Origin of the sequence: Xanthomonas sp. CPBF 426 (assembly GCF_903989465.1) — a bacterium.
Lineage (GTDB): Bacteria > Pseudomonadota > Gammaproteobacteria > Xanthomonadales > Xanthomonadaceae > Xanthomonas > Xanthomonas euroxanthea.
This window is the reverse complement of the sequence record NZ_LR861805.1, coordinates 3,064,427-3,081,389: the sequence shown is the minus strand read 5'-3', so window position 1 is coordinate 3,081,389 and position 16,963 is coordinate 3,064,427. Positions and strand designations below refer to the sequence as shown.

Here is a 16,963-nt window from a genome sequence, read left to right as displayed (position 1 = left end):
TCGGCGGTCCTGCCGACGCTGCGGGGCGCCGTGGTCGTTATGTTGGTTGATGCATATCGGACTGCAGGCGTCACGCGCCGACGTCTCGGGGATTGCCGGCAGCGTCCTGCCGGCCAGGCGAAGTGCCTGCGTCGACCGTGGTCAAGCAGGCGCTGCCATACAGACTGCGCCATTGCGGCCGCTACTGCCTTCAGGCGCCCACTGGGCGCCTGAATCGCATGGGGCGGCGGCAGGGTTCGAGGGTGACAATGGCGCAGATGGCGGGCGGTACCGGCGGTAGGCAGACCATGCATCTGATGCGCGGCTGGCTGACGCTTCCCTTGGCCTTGTTGATCGGCATGGCCATCAGCATGGCGGTGCTCTCTGCGCTGATGATCGAGATCCAGTCCGGAGCGACGGCCTGGATCGTCGGCCAGAGCCACTGGTCCAATGCCCAGCAGGAGTCGGTGTACTGGCTGGAGCGCTACCTGGGGAGCGGCGATCCGGCCGACCTGCAGGCCGCCTGCCGCGCGCTGGAAGTGCCGCTCGGCGACCGCGCGGCCCGCGAGGCGGTCGAGCAACCGGTGATCGACTGGAGCGCGGTCCATGCCGGGCTGGCGGCCGGCCGCAATGCCCCTGAGGACATGCCGCAAATGGTGCGGCTGTATCGCTACGGCCATGTCTTTCCGTATCTGGGCGACGCCATCGCGATGTGGAAACACACCGATGCCGACCTGTTGCAGCTGAGCGCGCTGGGCGACCGGGCCGCCTCGGTGCAGGCCGCCAGCCGCCCGGATCCGCGCGCGCTGCAGGCCCTGCGCGATGAGCTGCATCTGCTCGATGGCCGCATGCGCAGCGATACGGCGCAGTTCCAGGCGCTGCTGATCCGCTGCGCGCGGCTGCTGCACGACATGATGGTGATCAGCAGCCTGGCGACCTTGCTGCTGGTGCTGACCACCTGCGTGCTGGCGATGCGCCGCATCGGCGATTACCTGCTCTCGCACGAAGGCCGCTTTCGCACCGCGTTCCAACAGGCGGCGCTGGGCATGGTCAAGTTCGACCTGCGCGGCCGCGTGCTCGATGCCAATGCCTCGATGGCCAACATCCTGCGCTACCGGCCCGAAGAGCTGCAGGCCTGCACGCTGGCCGAGGTGATGCATCCGGACGACATCGCGCTGGACAGCCGCGGCCTGGTCGACTGGCCGGCCCTGCTGCAGTCCGGCGAGCGACGCTTCCTGCGCGCCGATGGCGGGGTGATGTGGGGGCGCTGGAGTGCCTCGCTGGTGGAACCCGGCCCGGAAGAGCCGACCCTGGTGCTGGCGGTGATCGAGGATGTCTCGCACGCACACGAGCTGGCCGACGAAGTCGCCTTCCATGCGCGCCACGATGCCCTGACCGGCCTGATCAACCGCCGCGAGATCGAACGCCGGCTGCTGCGCCTGATCGAGCCGCCGCAATCGCCGCAGCTCCGCCATGCGCTGTGCTTCGTCGACCTGGATCACTTCAAGCTGGTCAACGACACCTTCGGGCATGCGGTGGGCGACAAGTTCCTGTGCCACTTCGCCGATGTGATCACCATGCAGCTGCGCCCCGGCGACTGGCTGGGGCGGCTGGGTGGCGACGAGTTCGCGATCCTGCTGGCCAATACCGACCTGGCGCAGGCGCAAATCGTGCTCGAGCGCATGCACGCGGTACTGGGTCAGCCGTGGAGCCACCAGGGCGGGCGGCCGCTGACGCCCGGTTGCAGCTTCGGCGTGGTGGAAATCCGCCAGGGCGCCAGCGACGTCAATGCCTTGATGACCGCCGCCGACCTGGCCTGTTACGCAGCCAAGGAAGAGGGGCGCAACCGGATTCGCTGTTTCGGCGAAAACGATCTGGCGCTGGCGCGGCGCCGCCACGACGGCGGCTGGATCAGCGCGGTGCAGCAGGCCATCGCCGAGGACCGCCTGCTGCTGTATGCGCAGAAGATCCAGGTATTGCGCGATCCGGGACGCCTGCAGTACGAAGTGCTGGTGCGCATGCGCGCGGGTGACGGGCGGGTGCTGAGTCCGGGCGAATTCCTGCCTGCAGTGGAACGCTACGGCCTGGGGCGCATGGTCGACGTGCATGTGCTGGAAACGCTGTGCGCGCAGCTGGCGGCCAATCCGCTGCACCTGGCTAATCTGGATCTGTGCCACGTCAACCTGTCTGCGCAGTCGATCGCGCAAGCGGATTTTCTCGATTTCGTGTGCGCCCTGTTCGAGCGCTATCCGAGCCTGGTGCCCAAGCTGTGCATGGAGATCACCGAGACCGCCGTCATCGGCGACCTGGAGCATGCGCGGCGCTTCGTGCAGAGCGTGCGCGCGCGCGGCTGCCATGTGGCGCTGGACGATTTCGGCAGCGGCCTGGCCTCGTTCGGCTATCTCAAGCAATTCACCGTGGATGTCCTCAAGATCGATTGCGGCTTCGTACGCAACTACGCACACGACGCGGTGGACCGTGCGGCGGTGCATTCGATCGCGCAGGTGGGCCTGGCGCTGGGCATCGAAGTGGTGGCCGAGGGCGTGGAGTCGGAGGCGGACATTCCCGGCCTGCACGAGGCCGGAGTGGGCCAGGTGCAGGGTTTCAGCCTGCATCGTCCATGCCCGCTCGACGAGTTGCTGCACGCCGGGCAGCCGCTGCTGGCGGTGTCCTGATCGCACGTGGGTGCACGCGGGGCGCTGCAAATCGCCGATAATCGGCCGATGACGACCCGACTCAACAAATACATCGCCGAAACCGGCTTCTGCTCCCGCCGCGAGGCCGATCGCCTGATCGGCGAACGCCGGGTCACCGTCAATGGCGTGGCCGCCGGCACCGGTGCGGTGGTGGGCGAGGACGACACCGTGCTGGTGGACGGCCAGCCACTGCGCACGCGCGCCGCCAGCAAGCCCGGTGGGCGCAAGCATGTCTACATCGCGCTCAACAAGCCGGTGGGCATCACCTGCACCACCGAAAGTTCGGTCAAGGGCAACATCGTCGAATTCGTCGGCCACGAGCAGCGCATCTTTCCGGTCGGCCGGCTCGACAAGGAGTCCGAGGGGCTGATCCTGATGACCAGCAACGGCAACATCGTCAACGAGATCCTGCGCGCGGAAAATCGCCACCAGAAGGAATATCTGGTGGCGGTCAACAAGCCGGTCACCGACGAATTCCTGCGTGGCATGGCGCGCGGTGTGCGCATCCACAACGAGACCACGTTGCCGTGCCGCACCGCGCGCATCGCCAAGTTCGGCTTCCGCATCGTGCTGGAGCAGGGCCTGAACCGGCAGATCCGCCTGATGTCTGCCGAATTCGGCTACCGCGTGACCCAGCTGCGCCGTGTGCGCATCGACAACATCAAGCTGGCCGCGCTCAAGCCCGGGCAGTGGCGCAACCTCAGTGATGCGGAATTGCGCGGATTGCTGCCGCAACGCACCGATTGGTGATGGGGCCCGGCGCGATCGGCCGCACATAGCGGCACGGTGCGCCGGCTGCGCATGTGCAGCCCGATGGCCGCGCATGACCGGCTCGGTCATACTTGCGCCGCTGACAGCCAGCTGGGGGAGCAGGCAGCGTGATCAAACCGACATTGCCGGACAACGAAGCCGAACGACTGGCCGCGCTGCGTCAGTACGAGGTGCTGGATTCGCCGCCCGAGCGTGCCTTCGACGACCTCACCATGATCGCGTCCACGTTGTGCCAGACGCAGATGGCGGCGGTGGTGCTGGTGGACGAGCAGCGGCAATGGTTCAAGTCCGCACATGGTGCGCCGCGTAGCGAAGCGTCGCGCGATATCTCGTTCTGCGCGCATGCGATCCTGCGCCCGGACGAAGTGATGATGGTCGACGACACCTTGCTCGACCCGCGCTTCCACGACAATCCGATGGTGACCGGCAGCTCTGCGGTGCGCTTCTATGCCGGCGCGCCGTTGGTGACCAGCGGCGGCATGGCACTGGGCTCGCTCTGCGTGTTCGACCAGACCCCGGCGCATCTGCGCGAAGAGCAGCGGCAGGCGCTGCAGGCATTGTCGCGGCAGGCCGCACATCTGCTGGAACTGCGCCTGGCCGGCAAGCGCCTGCGCCAGCAACTGCATGAGCGCCAATGGTACGAACAGCAGCTGGCCGGTTACTACGCGCCAATGGATGCGTTGAACGCCGATCTGGTCGAGCAGACCCGCACCGATCCGCTGACCGGCCTGCCCAATCGACGTGCGTTTGCGGCAGCCCTGGGCGTGGCCATGGAACAGACGCGTGCGGCGGGCCAGCCGTTATCGGTGGCGTTGCTGGACGTGGACCACTTCAAGACCGTCAACGACGTGCACGGGCACGATCAGGGCGATGTGGTGCTGCGCGAGCTGTCGGCGTTGCTGCGCGCGCATGTGGCCGGTGCCGGCACCATCGCGCGTTACGGTGGCGAGGAATTCGTGCTGCTGCTGCCCGATGTGGATCTGCTGCAGGCACGCGTGCAGTGCGAGTACCTGCGCCAGAGCGTGGCAGTGATGACGATCGCGCTGCCGGTGACGGTGAGTATCGGCGTGGCCACGCTGCATCCGCAGGAAAGCGCGGACGCGGTGATCAAGCGCGCCGACCAGGCCCTGTATGCGGCCAAGCGGGGCGGGCGCGACCAGGTGGTGGCGTTGGGGTAGGGTTGTCCGCACGCGAGTGCGTCATCGATAGGGCCGGTCGCGGCCTGGGCCGCTCCTACGACGACGGTTGTTGCTTGTGCGGTGCAGTCAGTCGACGATGTTCTTCGCTTCGGCGGTGCCGAGCAGTTCCGGATGCACGATCGTGCGTCGGCGTTCCAGCACCGGATGCAGGAACACCGCGCCGAGAATGATCGCCACGCCGAGATAGAACTGCACGGTCAACTCGCGTTGCTCGCCGAGCAGGGCGATCGCCAGCACGATGGCGTAGACCGGTTCGAGATTGGTCACCAGCTGCACCGAATAGGCGCTGAGATGGCGCAGCGCCACCAGCGCCAGCGCAAACGGCAGCAGGGTGCAGGCCAGCGACAGCACCAGCAGCAGGATGCCGTCGTGCAGGCCGGGAACGATCAGCAGATCGCCATGCAGCGACGGCAGCACCAACGGCATGGCCGGTGCCAGCACGGTCAAGGTCAGCGTGCCGGCACCGAGTTCCAGTGCGGTGACGGTGAGCGGGTCGGCATGCGCGACCATGCGCTTGTTGAGCGAGCCGAACAGGCCCACGAACACCGCAGAAATCGCGCCGACCACCACGCCGGCACGCATGCCATCGGGCACCCCGCCGACCACCAGGGCCACCCCGGGCAGCACCGCCAGGCCGAACAGCAATTCGCGCGGGCGGAAGGGGCGCTGCGTCACCCATGGCTCGATCACTGCAGTGAACACCGGCGCCAGCGCGGTGCAGGTCGCCGCCACCGAAGCATTGGCCAGCTTGATCGCGCCGTAGAAGGTCAGCCAGTGCAGGGCCACCAACGCGCCGATGCCGCAATAGCCCAGCACCACGCGCGCGGACAGGCCGCGCAGCCCGCGCCATACCCGCGGCAACAGCGCCAGTGCCACCACCACGATCAACATGCGCCACCACACCAACGGCAACGCCGGCAGCGTGATCAGCTTGCCCAGGATCGCGGTGATGCCCCAGAGCAGGACGCAGAAATGGATTTGCAGTTGCGCCTTGCGCAGGTCGGTCATGGCCATGCGCCATTGTCGCGCAAGACGCGCCGCAACGCCGCTGCCTAGCGCGTCCCCAACGCCTGCAGCAATGCCATTGCCGCCGCCGGATTGCGCTCCTTGGCGGCGCTGATGAAAAACACGAACACCTCGCGCGGTGTGGGGGCGACCTGCGTCGCCGCTGCGACATGCGGCAGGTCCTCCGGGTCCTCGCCGCGCCGCCAGGCCTGGATGCGCTCGGCCCAGCGCGCCAGTGCCGGCGCAGGGTAACCGGCATGCAGGCGCGCCTGGCTGCGCATCAGGCGCGCATAGACGAAGTCGGTGGACAGATCAGCAAAGGACGGATGCGCGTCCGAGTCGGTGAATACCGTGGCCACCCCATGCCGGCGCACCAGTGCCAGCAGCGAGGCATCCACCGCGTCGTGGTCGCGGATTTCCAGCACATGGCGCAGCACGCGCTTGCCAGCGCGCTTGGGCAGCAACGACAGAAACGCGTCCAGGTCGTCGGCCTGCAGCCGGTGCCCCTGTTCAAACTGCCACACCAGCGGCCCCAGCGTGTCGCCGAGCTCGACAATGCCGCCGATGAAGTCGTCCACCTGCGCCTGGGTGCCGGCCAGTTTGCGCGACTGGGTGATGCGGCGCGGTGCCTTGGCCGAGAACACGAACCCGGGTGGCACCTGCTCGCGCCACTTCGCGTAGGTCGCCGGCTTCTGTGCCCCGTAGTAGGTGCCGTTGATCTCGATGGCGGTGAGGTGGCGGCTTGCGTATTCCAGCTCGCGGCGTTGTACCAGCCCTTCCGGATAGAACATCCCCGCCCGCCACGGCGCATACACCCAGCCGCCGATACCGACGTGGATGCCATCGAGCGCGGGCGGGGTGGCGGCGAACAGATCGGTCATGAGGGATTCCACGTTGGCGTGAGCGCGTGCCTGGCATGTCCGGTGCACGCACCTGTGGCAGGCCGCCCCGATGATAGCCCCGCCGGCTTCGCCGTGACGCCCCGCGGTTGCCGCAGCGTCCGCGCGCACGCCCAGGCAGGCGCGGCCGTTGCCCGGGACCATCTGCAGGCAAGGGATGGATAGCGATCCAGGCGCAGCCAGCCAAGCGGCGCGGCGATCGGCGGCCTCCTCGGCGGCTTACGCGGACGCGGCCATGCCGCTACCATCGCAGCTCGCCACTTCCGGACCGCAGCGATGACCTGGACCACGCCCGATCTGTGTGACCGCTTTCCCGAGGTGAGCATCGCCGAACCGGTGTTCCGCTCCTATGGCGCACGTGCGGCATTCTCCGGGCCGATCGTCACCGTGCGCTGTTTCGAGGACAACTCGCGCGTGCGCGAACTGGCCGCCACGCCCGGCGACGGACGGGTGCTGGTGGTGGACGGGCAGGGCTCGTTGAAACATGCGCTGCTCGGCGACCAGATCGCCGCACAGGCGCTCGCCAATGGCTGGGCCGGCGTGTTGATCCACGGCTGCGTGCGCGATGTGGAGATCCTGGCCACGCTGCCGCTGGGCGTGCTGGCGCTGGGCGCCTGCCCGCGCCGCACCGAGCGGCGCGATCTGGGCGATGTGGATGTGCCGGTGAATTTTGCCGGCGTGGCCTTCGTGCCCGGCCATTGGCTGTATGCCGATGGCAACGGCGTGTTGGTGGCACCGCTGCCGCTGTCGCTGGACAGTGCGGGCGGATCGATCTGAGCGACATGCGAGGACCTGGGATAGTGACCGTGAACCGATGGCTGAGTGGAGGCGTGCTGATGCTGGCAAGCGTGGTGGCGACGACGCAGGCGGCCGAGCTTCCCGCCGGCATGCAGCAGTTCGACGCGCAGATGGAGCGCGTGCGCGAGCAGTTCGATGTGCCCGGCATTGCGGTGGCCATCGTCAAGAATGGGCAGGTGGTGCTGGAGCGCGGCTACGGCGTGCGCGAGATCGGCAAGCCTGCGCCGGTGCAGGCCGATACGCTGTTCGCGATCGCTTCCAACACCAAGGCCTTCACTGCCGCGTCGCTGTCGATCCTGGCCGACGAGGGCAAGCTCTCGCTCGATGACAAGGTCGTCGATCACCTGCCGTGGTTCCGCATGTCCGACCCGTACGTCAGTGGCGAGATGCGCCTGCGCGATCTGCTCGCGCACCGCAGCGGCCTGAGCCTGGGCGCGGGCGACCTGCTGTTCTGGCCGACCACCAGCTACAGCACCGACGAGGTGGTGCAGCGCCTGTCCAAGGTGCCGTTGAAGGGCGGTTTCCGCGATCGCTACGCCTACGACAACATCTTGTACGCGGTGGCGCAGAAGGTGATCGAGCAGGTCTCCGGGCAGAGCTATGCGGCGTTCCTGCAGCAACGCATCTTCGCCCCGGTCGGCATGCGCGGCACGCGCTTCAATGCCGACCATCTGCAGCCGGGCGACAACGCGGCGGTGGGCCATGCCAAATACGACTTCACCGAGCTGCGCACCGTCGCGCCACTGACCTGGTCCAACAATTCCGGTGCCGGCGGCATCTATGCCAGCGCGCACGACATGGCGCTGTGGATGAAGGTGCAACTGGCCGGCGGCGTGCTGCCGGATGGCAGCCGGCTGTTCAGTGCCAGGCGGCAGCAGGACATGTGGTCGATGATCACGCCGATCGCGATTGCCGAACCGGCCGTGCCGGAGCTGGCGGCAGCACGGCCCAATTTTTCCGGCTACGGCGAAGGCTGGAGCCTGAGCGATTACCGCGGCCATCGGCTGGTCTGGCATACCGGCGGCTGGCCGGGCATGGTGTCGCGGCTGACGCTGGTGCCCGACCAGCAACTGGGCGTGGTGGTGTTGACCAACCAGGAAGTCGGCGCGGCCTTCAATGCAGTGACCCTGCAGGTGCTGGATGCGTTCCTGCAGGTGCCGGCCACCGATTGGACCGCCGCCTATGCCAAGGCCGTGGCCAAGGCCGATGGCGATGCGGACACCAGCTGGAAGAAGCATCTGGACGCACGTGCAGCGCGCTCCACGCCGTCGCTGCCGTTACGCAGCTATGCGGCGACCTATCGCGACCCGTGGTACGGCGATGTGGTGATCCGTCAGGACGGCAAGCGCCTGCGTCTGCAGTTTTCCAGGACCGCGCAATTGATCGGCACGCTGGAGCATTGGCAGCACGACAGCTTCATCGTGCGCTGGGACGACCGCTCCCTGAATGCCGATGCCTTCGTCAATTTCGCGCTGACCCCGGATGGCGCGGTGCGCGAGATGCGGATGGAGGCGGTGTCGCCGCTGACCGATTTCAGCTTCGATTTCCAGGATCTGGTGTTGACGCCGGTGGCGGCAGCGCAGCCGACGCAGAAGTGATGCCTCGCTGATCCTTGCGGCGGCCATCGCCACTGCACCGAGCGTGCGGTGGCCGGCCGCCTGTGCTGCAGCGTCGGCGCCGTGCGCACCGATGGCCTGGCGGTGGGGCACCATCGGCGCCGCAGCCGCACACACCGCGCATGGGCCGATCAGTGCGGACGCGTGCAACCGGGCTCGGCGCATCGGCCACGTGTCGTCCGGGCCAACCGTGATGGTGACTCCAGCCTCGCTCCGCCAAGGCCTGCGTGCCAGCCGCACGATGGCTATCGCCCACCGACACGGCTCGTTATGATCCGCGCACTTCTCAGGGATGTCGCCGAACGCATGACCACTCCGCAGATGTCGGTGTACTTCTTCCTGCAGGCCGCCGCGATCCTGCTGGTCTGTCGTCTGGTGGGGCTGCTGGCCAGGCGGATCGGCCAGCCGCAGGTGGTGGGCGAGATGATCGCCGGGGTGATGCTGGGGCCGTCGCTGTTCGGCGTGCTGGCACCTGCGACGCAGGCAGCCTTGTTTCCCAGGCAGACCATGGATGTGTTGTACGTGTTCGCGCAGTTCGGCGTGGGCCTGTACATGTTCCTGGTCGGTACCGACTTCCGCGGGGACCATTTCCGCGCGCGCTATCGCAGTGCGATGAGCGTGTCGATGGCGGGCATCGCGGTGCCGTTCGCGTTGGCCTTTGCCCTGTGCCCGTGGTTGATCAACGTCGGCGGCCTGTTTTCGGAAAAGGCCAAGTTGATGGAGGCCTCGCTGTTCCTGGGGGCGGCCATCGCGATCACCGCGTTCCCGATGCTGGCGCGCATCATCCACGAGCGCGGTCTGACCAATAGCCCGTTGGGCACGCTGGCACTGACTGCAGGTGCGTTCGACGATGCGGCGGCGTGGTGCATTCTTGCCGTGGTCCTGGCCAGCTTCGGCGGCAGTTGGGGTAGTGCCTATCTGGCCATCGGCGGCGGGGTGGCCTATGCATTGTTCATGATCTTTGTCGGCCGGCATCTGCTGCGCCGCCTGGACGCCTACGTGGTGCCGAACCAGCCGCTCGGCAACGGTGTGCTCGCGGTGGTGTTGATGCTGTTCTGCCTCAGCGCGTGGGCAATGGATGCGATCGGCATCCACGCCGTGTTTGGCGGCTTCCTGCTGGGCGTCTGCCTGCCCAGGGGGGCGTTGACCGAAAAACTGCGCGAGATGCTGCAGCCGTTCGTGGTGGTATTGCTGCTGCCGCTGTTCTTCACCTATTCCGGCCTCAAGACCCAGCTCAGCGTGCTGCTGCAGCCGCAGATCATGCTGGCAGGCGTGGCGATCCTGGCCGCATCGTTCATCGGCAAGGGCGTGGCCTGCTGGGCGGCGGCGCGTGCCACCGGCGAGAACAACCGCGATGCGATGGCGATCGGCTCGCTGATGAATGCACGTGGCCTGATGGAGCTGATCATCATCAATATCGGCCTGCAGGCCGGGGTGATCGAACAAGGCCTGTTCTCGGTGCTGGTGCTGATGGCGATCCTCTCGACCCTGATGGCCACGCCGCTGTTCAACTGGATCATGCGGCGCCATCGCAACGTGACCGATGCGGTGCCGAGCCTGCAGCAGCGCTGAGGCGCTGCCATCGATTCCACCGATGCGGGCACGCGCTGCTGTCGTCTGCCGCCTGCGCCGCTGTGGTGGTCGCATCCAGGCGCCCCGATGCCTGCTGCGATACACGGCGCCCCGCGCGCTGGCGTCGCGCGGCGTCGCGCGGCTTGCGGGCATCCGTGCAGCATCCCGGCACCGTGCGGCGGCGGAGTCACCATCCCGGCGTGTGTGGCCGGTCCGTTGCAGGTGCGTGCGCGCGCCTGCAGGACCGATAGCGGCAGGGTGCAGCTTGCGGCACCGGCGGCGCAGCGATGCAGCCAGTGGCGCGGCGCTGCATACTTGCAGCGCAAACAGGTAGCCAAGACACGATGAGCAAGGCCAAGAAGAAAGCTGCACAGCAGGCGGTGCCCGCGCCTGCGCCGGTGTATCAGCTGCATGTTTCGCTGGTGGAGAGCGCGCCGTTGATCTGGCGCCGCGTGCTGGTGGCGGGGGCGCTGCGCCTGGCCACGCTGCATCGCGTGCTGCAACCGGTGATGGGCTGGCACGGCGCGCATCCGTACGAATTCGACCTGGGCGGCGGCCGCTATGGCGAGTCCGGGCTGGACGTGCCGGACCGCTCGCGGCTCAAGCACGCCGCGCGCGTCACCGTCGAAAGCGCAGTGGGCGAGCTGGAGCGCTTCGACTATTTCTATGGTGCCGGCGCCGGCTGGCAGCACCGCGTCCAGGTCGAGGCGATCCTGCCGCCGGATGCGGGCTTGCGTGTGGCCCGTTGCGTGGACGGCGCCAACGCCTGCCCGCCGGAAAACAGCGAAGGGATCGACCACTACCAGGCATTGCTGCAGATCATCGCCGACCCGGATCATGCCCAGCATGTGCAGGAACTGGCCACTCTGGGCGGGCGCCTGGAGCCGGGCCATTTCGATCCGGCCGAGGTCAACCGCCTGCTCGCGCGTGTTCGTGAGTGAGCGTCGCTGCGCAGGACGTTGGCCAGCGTGATCCCGACGCGCGCTGGTCAGCACGGTGCAGCCACCGGCTGACACCCCATGACCTGTGGTGGTCACCGGGCCATGCCTGGCGCAGGCAGCCGCAAGCGATGCAAGGGAGCCGGTTGTCCGGCGCATGCAGCGCATGCCTGGCTTGCGTCTGTGGATGCAGGCGCCGGCACCGGCGCCACTGCAGCTTGACGCGCGATCAGCTAGCCTGAGCCCCGTTTTTCCCGAAAGTGTCTGCGATGTTTCGCTGGTTCGAATCCCTGATCGATGTCTTCCCGCCCATCGAGCGGGACATGCCGCCACGTAGCGTGTGGCGGTTCTACCTGCATTACCTGCGTCCGTTGTGGCCGATCCTGCTGGCCACGCTGATCGCCGGATTGTTGCTGGCCCTGGTGGAAGTGGCGATGTTCGACTTCCTCGGGCGCATCGTCGACATGCTGGCCGAGCGACCGGGAGCGGACTTCTTTCGCCGGCATGCCGGCGAGTTGACCTGGATGGCAGCGATCACGCTGGTGGCACGGCCATTGTTCACCGGCCTGCACAACCTGTTGGTCAACCAGGCGATCGTGCCGGGGCTGAGCAACCGCTCGCGCTGGCTGATGCACAACTACGTGGTGCGGCAGAGCCTGGGCTTCTTCAACAACGATTTCGCCGGCCGGATCGCCAACCGGGTGATGCAGACCGGGACCTCGCTGCGCGAATCGGCGGTGCAGATGGTCGATGCGCTCTGGTACATCGTGGTCTACACCGGCAGCGCGCTGTGGTTGTTTGCGCAGGCCGACCCGTGGCTGATGCTGCCGCTGCTGATCTGGCTGGTGGTGTACGTCGCGTTGATGGCGTTCTTCGTGCCGCGCATGAAGGCGCGCGCGTGGATCGCATCGGATGCGCGCTCCAAGGCCACCGGGCGCATCGTCGACGGCTACACCAATATCTCCACGTTGAAGCTGTTTGCCCACGCCGGCCGCGAACAGGCCTATGTGCGCGATGCGATCGACGAGCTGGCGGTGAAACATCGCGGGCAGACCCGCGTGACCACCACCATGGATACCGCCATTGCGGTGGCCAACGGCTTTCTGATCGTCGGTACGTGCGGGCTGGCGTTGTGGCTGTGGAGCCGCGGCCAGATCAGCGTGGGCGCGATCACGCTGGCGACCGGCCTGGTGATCCGCATCCACAACATGTCCGGCTGGATCATGTGGACGGTCAACGGCATCTTCGAAGACATCGGCAGCGTGCAGGACGGCATGCAGACCATCTCGCAGCCGGTGCTGGTGCAGGACGCGCCCGGCGCAGTGCCGCTGCAGGTGACCCAGGGCCAGGTGCAGTTCGAGCACATCCATTTCCATTACGGCAAGCGCGGCGGGGTGATCGCCGGGCTGGATCTGCAGGTGCGTGCCGGCGAGAAGATCGGCCTGGTCGGCCCATCGGGCGCGGGCAAGTCGACCCTGGTCAACGTGTTGCTGCGTCTGTACGACCTGGAGCAGGGACGCATCCTCATCGACGGGCAGGACATCGCCCAGGTCACCCAGGAAAGCCTGCGCGGGCAGATCGGCCTGGTGACCCAGGACACCTCGCTATTGCACCGTTCGATCCGCGACAACCTGCTGTATGGCCGGCCGCAGGCCAGCGACGCGCAGATGCTGGAAGCGGTGCGCAAGGCGCGCGCGGAAAGCTTCATCGACACGCTGGTCGATGGCGAAGGCCGGCGCGGATACGATGCGTACGTGGGCGAGCGCGGGGTCAAGCTGTCGGGTGGTCAACGGCAGCGCATCGCCATCGCGCGGGTGCTGCTGAAGGATGCGCCGATCCTGATCCTGGACGAGGCCACCTCGGCGCTGGATTCGGAAGTGGAAGCGGCGATCCAGGACAGCCTGGACGCATTGATGGGCAACAAGACCGTCATCGCGATCGCGCACCGCCTGTCCACCATCGCGCGCATGGACCGGCTGGTGGTGATGGACGCCGGACGCATCGTCGAGACCGGCACGCATGCGCAGCTGATCGCGCAGGGCGGGCTGTACGCACGCCTGTGGGCGCGGCAAACCGGCGGGTTCGTTGCGGCCGATGGGTGATGTGGTTGTCGAGTGGGTGGCGGAAATGTGCAGCCACGGCAGCGACGGCACTGGCAAACCCCTCTCCTGCGGGGCGCCAAGGCACGGCCTGCGCGCCACTGGCGCGCGTGGCCTGGAGCGCCCGCGCTGCAAGCGCGGGCCGGGGCTCGGAGCGGGGGGTGGGGTGAGGGTACGGGCGAAGCCATTCGCCAGGTGGGCTGCACGAGGCTTCGCGCGCGCCCTCATCCGCCCCTGCGGGGCACCTTCTCCCGCGTGCGGGAGAAGGGACATGCATGAGCGCCGCAGTAACCGCTCTTCCTTGTGCGGGAGAAGCATCGGTCACTCGATCGGCTGATCCAGCATCAGCTCGCGTGCAAAGCGCACCGGCGGGGCGCCGTAGGACAGCATCTGGTCGTGGTATGCCTTCAGGTTGAACTTGTCGCCCAGCTTGTCCTGCACCGCTTTGCGCGTGTCCAGATGTTCCTGCACGCCGACGAAGTAGGTCGGCAGCTGCGCCGACGACAGTTGCGCGCGCACCCACTTGCCCGAGGCTTCGCTCTCCTGCTGGAAGGTGTCGTGGGTCATCAGGTGCATCGCCTTGTCGCGCTCCCAGCCGTCCACATGCACGCCCTGGTCGAGGATGGCGTTGGCGATGGTGCGCAGGTAGAACTTGAGCTGCACCAGGTGGAACAGTGGGTCGTTATCCAGATAGCCCTGTTCCTGCATCATGCGCTCGGTGTACACCGCCCAGCCTTCGGCGAACATGCCCGAGCGCAGCACCGCGCGCAGCGTGGAGGGGAACTTGGCCGAATGCCAGCCTTCCAGGTAATGGCCCGGGGTGCCTTCGTGGATGCTGAGCAGATGGATCATGCGGCTGTTGTATTCGCGCAGGAACGAATCGACCTGCTGGTCGTTCCAGTCGTCGGGAATCGGCGAGACCGCATAGAAGGTCTTGAGATTCTTGTCGAGCGGGCCGGGCGAATCGCAGTACGCCACCGCCACGCCGCGCTGGAATTCCGGCATCAGGATGATGTCCACCGGCGAATCGGGCAGCGTCATCAGATCCTTCTGGCGCACGAACTCGGTGGACTGCGCCAGTGCGGCCTTGGCCTCGTCCACCACCTTGTCGCGTGCCGGCTTGTCGGCATAGGCCAGTTCCAGCGCCGCCTCGATCGCGGCCTGCTGCTGGTCGTCGGTTGGCGAGGCGGGCAGCTTCGGTGCGCCCGGCTTGTCCTTGAGCACGGTGCGCGCAATGCCGTACATCTCGCTGCGCACGCGCTTGAGCTCGGACTCGGCGCGCTGCTTGATCTCGCCGCGCGACAGCGACGACAGCAGCGCAAATTTCAGCTTCTGATCGTAGAGTTGCGCACCGACGCGGAAATCGCCCTTGGCATTGGGCACCAGCACGGTCTCCAGCCAGGTCTGCTGCTCGGCCACGGCCTTGCGCAGAGCGTCGATGGCGGCCTGCGCGCGGGCCGCTTCGATCGGGCCGAGCTGGCCGATGTTGGGCGCGATGAAGGTGTCGACGATGCTGAGGATGCCCTTGTTCTGCTTGGCCACCGTTTCGGCATGGATCTTCGGCACGCGGGCCGGGTCCAGGTTTTCGCGCGCCTGCGCAAAGATGCCGGGAATCTTCTCCATGCGCTGCGTGGCCGAGGTCAGGCGCTCGGACAGCGGCGCGAAGTCGCGTGCCATCAGGCCATACAGCGCGCTGCCGGCCAGGCCGTTGTAGACCTGCGGGTCCCAGGCCCAGCTCTGCAGCACCTCGGTGTTCCAGATTTCCGATTGCAGCTGGTTGCGCAAGATGGCTGCATCGACCTGGTTCTCGCGCGACAGCTTGGCCACTTCGATGGCATCCAGGTCCGACAGCAATGCCTTGCCGGCATCCAGGCTGCGCTGGCGGCCGGCGCTGCTCAGATCGTCGATCTGCGTGTCGAAGCGGTGATCGCCGGTCTGGGTGGCGGTGACCGGCGACAGCTGCATCCAGGTGTCGAGCGCGCGCTTGGACAGCGCCGCAAAGCGGGCATCCGGCGTCTGCGCATCCTGGGCGCTGGCATCAGGGGTGCCGGCGCGCGGCGATTGGGGCTGTTGCTGGCAGGCGCCGAGGCCGGCGAGCAGGGCGAGGACGAGCAGACGTTGACGCATGGTGGATCCCGATGGAAGCAATCGGCCAGCATAGGCATGTGCGCGCTTGTCCGCATCCGCCATTGGTTTAGAGTGGCCGCTTCCAAGGAGGATCACCATGCACCACGCCGGTAGCTGTCATTGCGGACGCAGCGCGTTCGAGCTGGAAACCGATGCGCCGATCACCGGGGCGTACCACGGCAATGGCCCGTTGGGCCGTGGCCATGGCGGCCTGCCGTGGTCCGGCACGCGCAGGCAATCACGCCTGCAGGGCGAGCCCCATGCGCTGGGGGCCTGGCGCATCGACCGGCAGCGGATCGAGCATCCCCACTGCCGGCAGTGGGGTAGTGCGCCCATCAGCGCGGGGATGCGTCCCGGTGCCGGCGAGCCCGCCCTGGTGGTCAAGCTGCGCTGCGTGCCGGAGCTGGCCGCGCCGAGCATGCATGCGGTCGCCGGAGCCGGCCGATGAGGCGCGCGATGCAGCGGTATGCGGCCGGGTTGCTGCTGGGCTGGGCGCTGAGCGGATGTTCCAGGCAGCCGGCAGAGCTGGCGGAAGACGGCGGCGCTGCGGCACCGGCACCGCCGGCCGCGCAAGGCAACGCGCTGGCGTATGAGCACGATGTGCGGATCGAGTTGCCGGCCGATCAGATCGGCCAACGCATCGTGGCGGTTCGCACTGCCTGCCAGTCGGCGCAATTTGGTGACTGCGCGCTGCTGGCGGTCGAGCAGACCGGTGGCCGCGACCCCAGTGGTAGCGTCAGCGTGCGTGTGGTGCCCGACGGCATCGAGCCGCTGGTGCAACTGGCCGGCCAGCATGGCGATGTCGCCGCGCGCAGCACGCGCGCCGAGGATCTGGCGCAGCAGATCGCCGACACCGGTCTGGCACAGGCGCGCCTGCAGAAAGAACACGCACGCCTGCTCGAGCTGCAGCAACGCCGCGACCTGGCCGTGACCGATCTGCTGGCCTTGTCCAAGCGGCTGGCCGAGATCGAAGCCGAGGCGCAACAGGCCCAGCAGGACGCCGCGCAGCAGCAACGCCGCGTGCGCACCCAGCTGCTGACGCTCAATTTCCGTGGGACCGGGGGCGAGCAGGGCAGGGGCGAAATCGCCGAGGCGGCCGCCGGGTTCGGCCAGGTCTTCGCATCCAGCGTGGCGTTCGTGATCCGCGCAGTGGCGGCGTTGCTGCCGGTGGCGGTGGTGGGGCTAATCGTCGGCTGGCTGCTGCTGCAGGCGTGGCGCTGGCGCGCGCGGCGGCGCCGAATGTCCTGATCGGCCGCGCGGCTGG

13 protein-coding genes are annotated in these 16,963 nt (G+C 67.6%); 10 read left to right on the top strand and 3 right to left on the bottom strand.

What is annotated here, in order from left to right:
• Positions 1 to 248 precede the first annotated feature (248 nt).
• The 3 genes from H7A87_RS13150 to H7A87_RS13140 all read left to right on the top strand — a co-directional run bounded on the left by H7A87_RS13150 (position 249) and on the right by H7A87_RS13140 (position 4,624).
• Positions 249 to 2,654 (top strand): EAL domain-containing protein, encoded by a 2,406-nt coding sequence (locus H7A87_RS13150; RefSeq protein ID WP_180496687.1) that lies wholly within the window; start codon positions 249 to 251, stop codon positions 2,652 to 2,654.
• Between the two features lie 48 nt (positions 2,655 to 2,702).
• Positions 2,703 to 3,425 carry a pseudouridine synthase gene (locus tag H7A87_RS13145; protein WP_016903964.1) on the top strand — a complete coding sequence of 241 codons (723 nt, stop codon included), beginning with the start codon at positions 2,703 to 2,705 and terminating at the stop codon, positions 3,423 to 3,425.
• 128 nt (positions 3,426 to 3,553) lie between these two features.
• A complete protein-coding gene (locus H7A87_RS13140) occupies positions 3,554 to 4,624 on the top strand; it encodes a sensor domain-containing diguanylate cyclase (RefSeq protein WP_119128479.1) in 1,071 nt (356 codons plus the stop codon).
• An 87-nt stretch (positions 4,625 to 4,711) separates the two neighbouring features.
• Here the strand turns inward: H7A87_RS13140 and H7A87_RS13135 are convergent, their stop codons facing one another.
• Both H7A87_RS13135 and H7A87_RS13130 read right to left on the bottom strand, forming a co-directional pair.
• Positions 4,712 to 5,659, bottom strand: coding sequence for a DMT family transporter (locus H7A87_RS13135; protein WP_119128480.1), 948 nt, complete (start codon positions 5,657 to 5,659; stop codon positions 4,712 to 4,714).
• A gap of 38 nt (positions 5,660 to 5,697) precedes the next feature.
• Entirely contained in the window at positions 5,698 to 6,531 is an 834-nt protein-coding gene (locus H7A87_RS13130; protein ID WP_119128481.1) for a DUF72 domain-containing protein, read from the bottom strand.
• Between the two features lie 294 nt (positions 6,532 to 6,825).
• Here H7A87_RS13130 and rraA point away from each other — a divergent pair, with 294 nt between their 5' ends.
• The 5 genes from rraA to H7A87_RS13105 all read left to right on the top strand — a co-directional run bounded on the left by rraA (position 6,826) and on the right by H7A87_RS13105 (position 13,575).
• On the top strand, positions 6,826 to 7,326 hold the full coding sequence (gene rraA / locus H7A87_RS13125; protein ID WP_119128482.1) for a ribonuclease E activity regulator RraA: 501 nt from the start codon (positions 6,826 to 6,828) through the stop codon (positions 7,324 to 7,326).
• A gap of 23 nt (positions 7,327 to 7,349) precedes the next feature.
• Entirely contained in the window at positions 7,350 to 8,945 is a 1,596-nt protein-coding gene (locus H7A87_RS13120) for a serine hydrolase (protein ID WP_119128483.1), read from the top strand.
• A gap of 324 nt (positions 8,946 to 9,269) precedes the next feature.
• Positions 9,270 to 10,535, top strand: coding sequence for a cation:proton antiporter (locus H7A87_RS13115; protein WP_104582201.1), 1,266 nt, complete (start codon positions 9,270 to 9,272; stop codon positions 10,533 to 10,535).
• 344 nt (positions 10,536 to 10,879) lie between these two features.
• Positions 10,880 to 11,476: a plasmid pRiA4b ORF-3 family protein gene (locus H7A87_RS13110; RefSeq protein WP_104581894.1), complete on the top strand. Its 597-nt coding sequence runs from the start codon at positions 10,880 to 10,882 to the stop codon at positions 11,474 to 11,476.
• A 266-nt stretch (positions 11,477 to 11,742) separates the two neighbouring features.
• Positions 11,743 to 13,575 (top strand): ABC transporter ATP-binding protein, encoded by a 1,833-nt coding sequence (locus H7A87_RS13105; RefSeq protein ID WP_119128484.1) that lies wholly within the window; start codon positions 11,743 to 11,745, stop codon positions 13,573 to 13,575.
• Positions 13,576 to 13,893: 318 nt separating this feature from the next.
• Here the strand turns inward: H7A87_RS13105 and H7A87_RS13100 are convergent, their stop codons facing one another.
• Entirely contained in the window at positions 13,894 to 15,699 is a 1,806-nt protein-coding gene (locus tag H7A87_RS13100) for a DUF885 domain-containing protein (protein ID WP_119128485.1), read from the bottom strand.
• A gap of 97 nt (positions 15,700 to 15,796) precedes the next feature.
• Here H7A87_RS13100 and H7A87_RS13095 point away from each other — a divergent pair, with 97 nt between their 5' ends.
• Positions 15,797 to 16,147: an aldehyde-activating protein gene (locus tag H7A87_RS13095; protein ID WP_180496685.1), complete on the top strand. Its 351-nt coding sequence runs from the start codon at positions 15,797 to 15,799 to the stop codon at positions 16,145 to 16,147.
• Positions 16,144 to 16,947, top strand: coding sequence for a DUF4349 domain-containing protein (locus tag H7A87_RS13090; RefSeq protein WP_119128486.1), 804 nt, complete (start codon positions 16,144 to 16,146; stop codon positions 16,945 to 16,947). The genes H7A87_RS13095 and H7A87_RS13090 overlap by 4 nt, the downstream gene beginning before the upstream one ends.
• Positions 16,948 to 16,963: the final 16 nt, after the last annotated feature.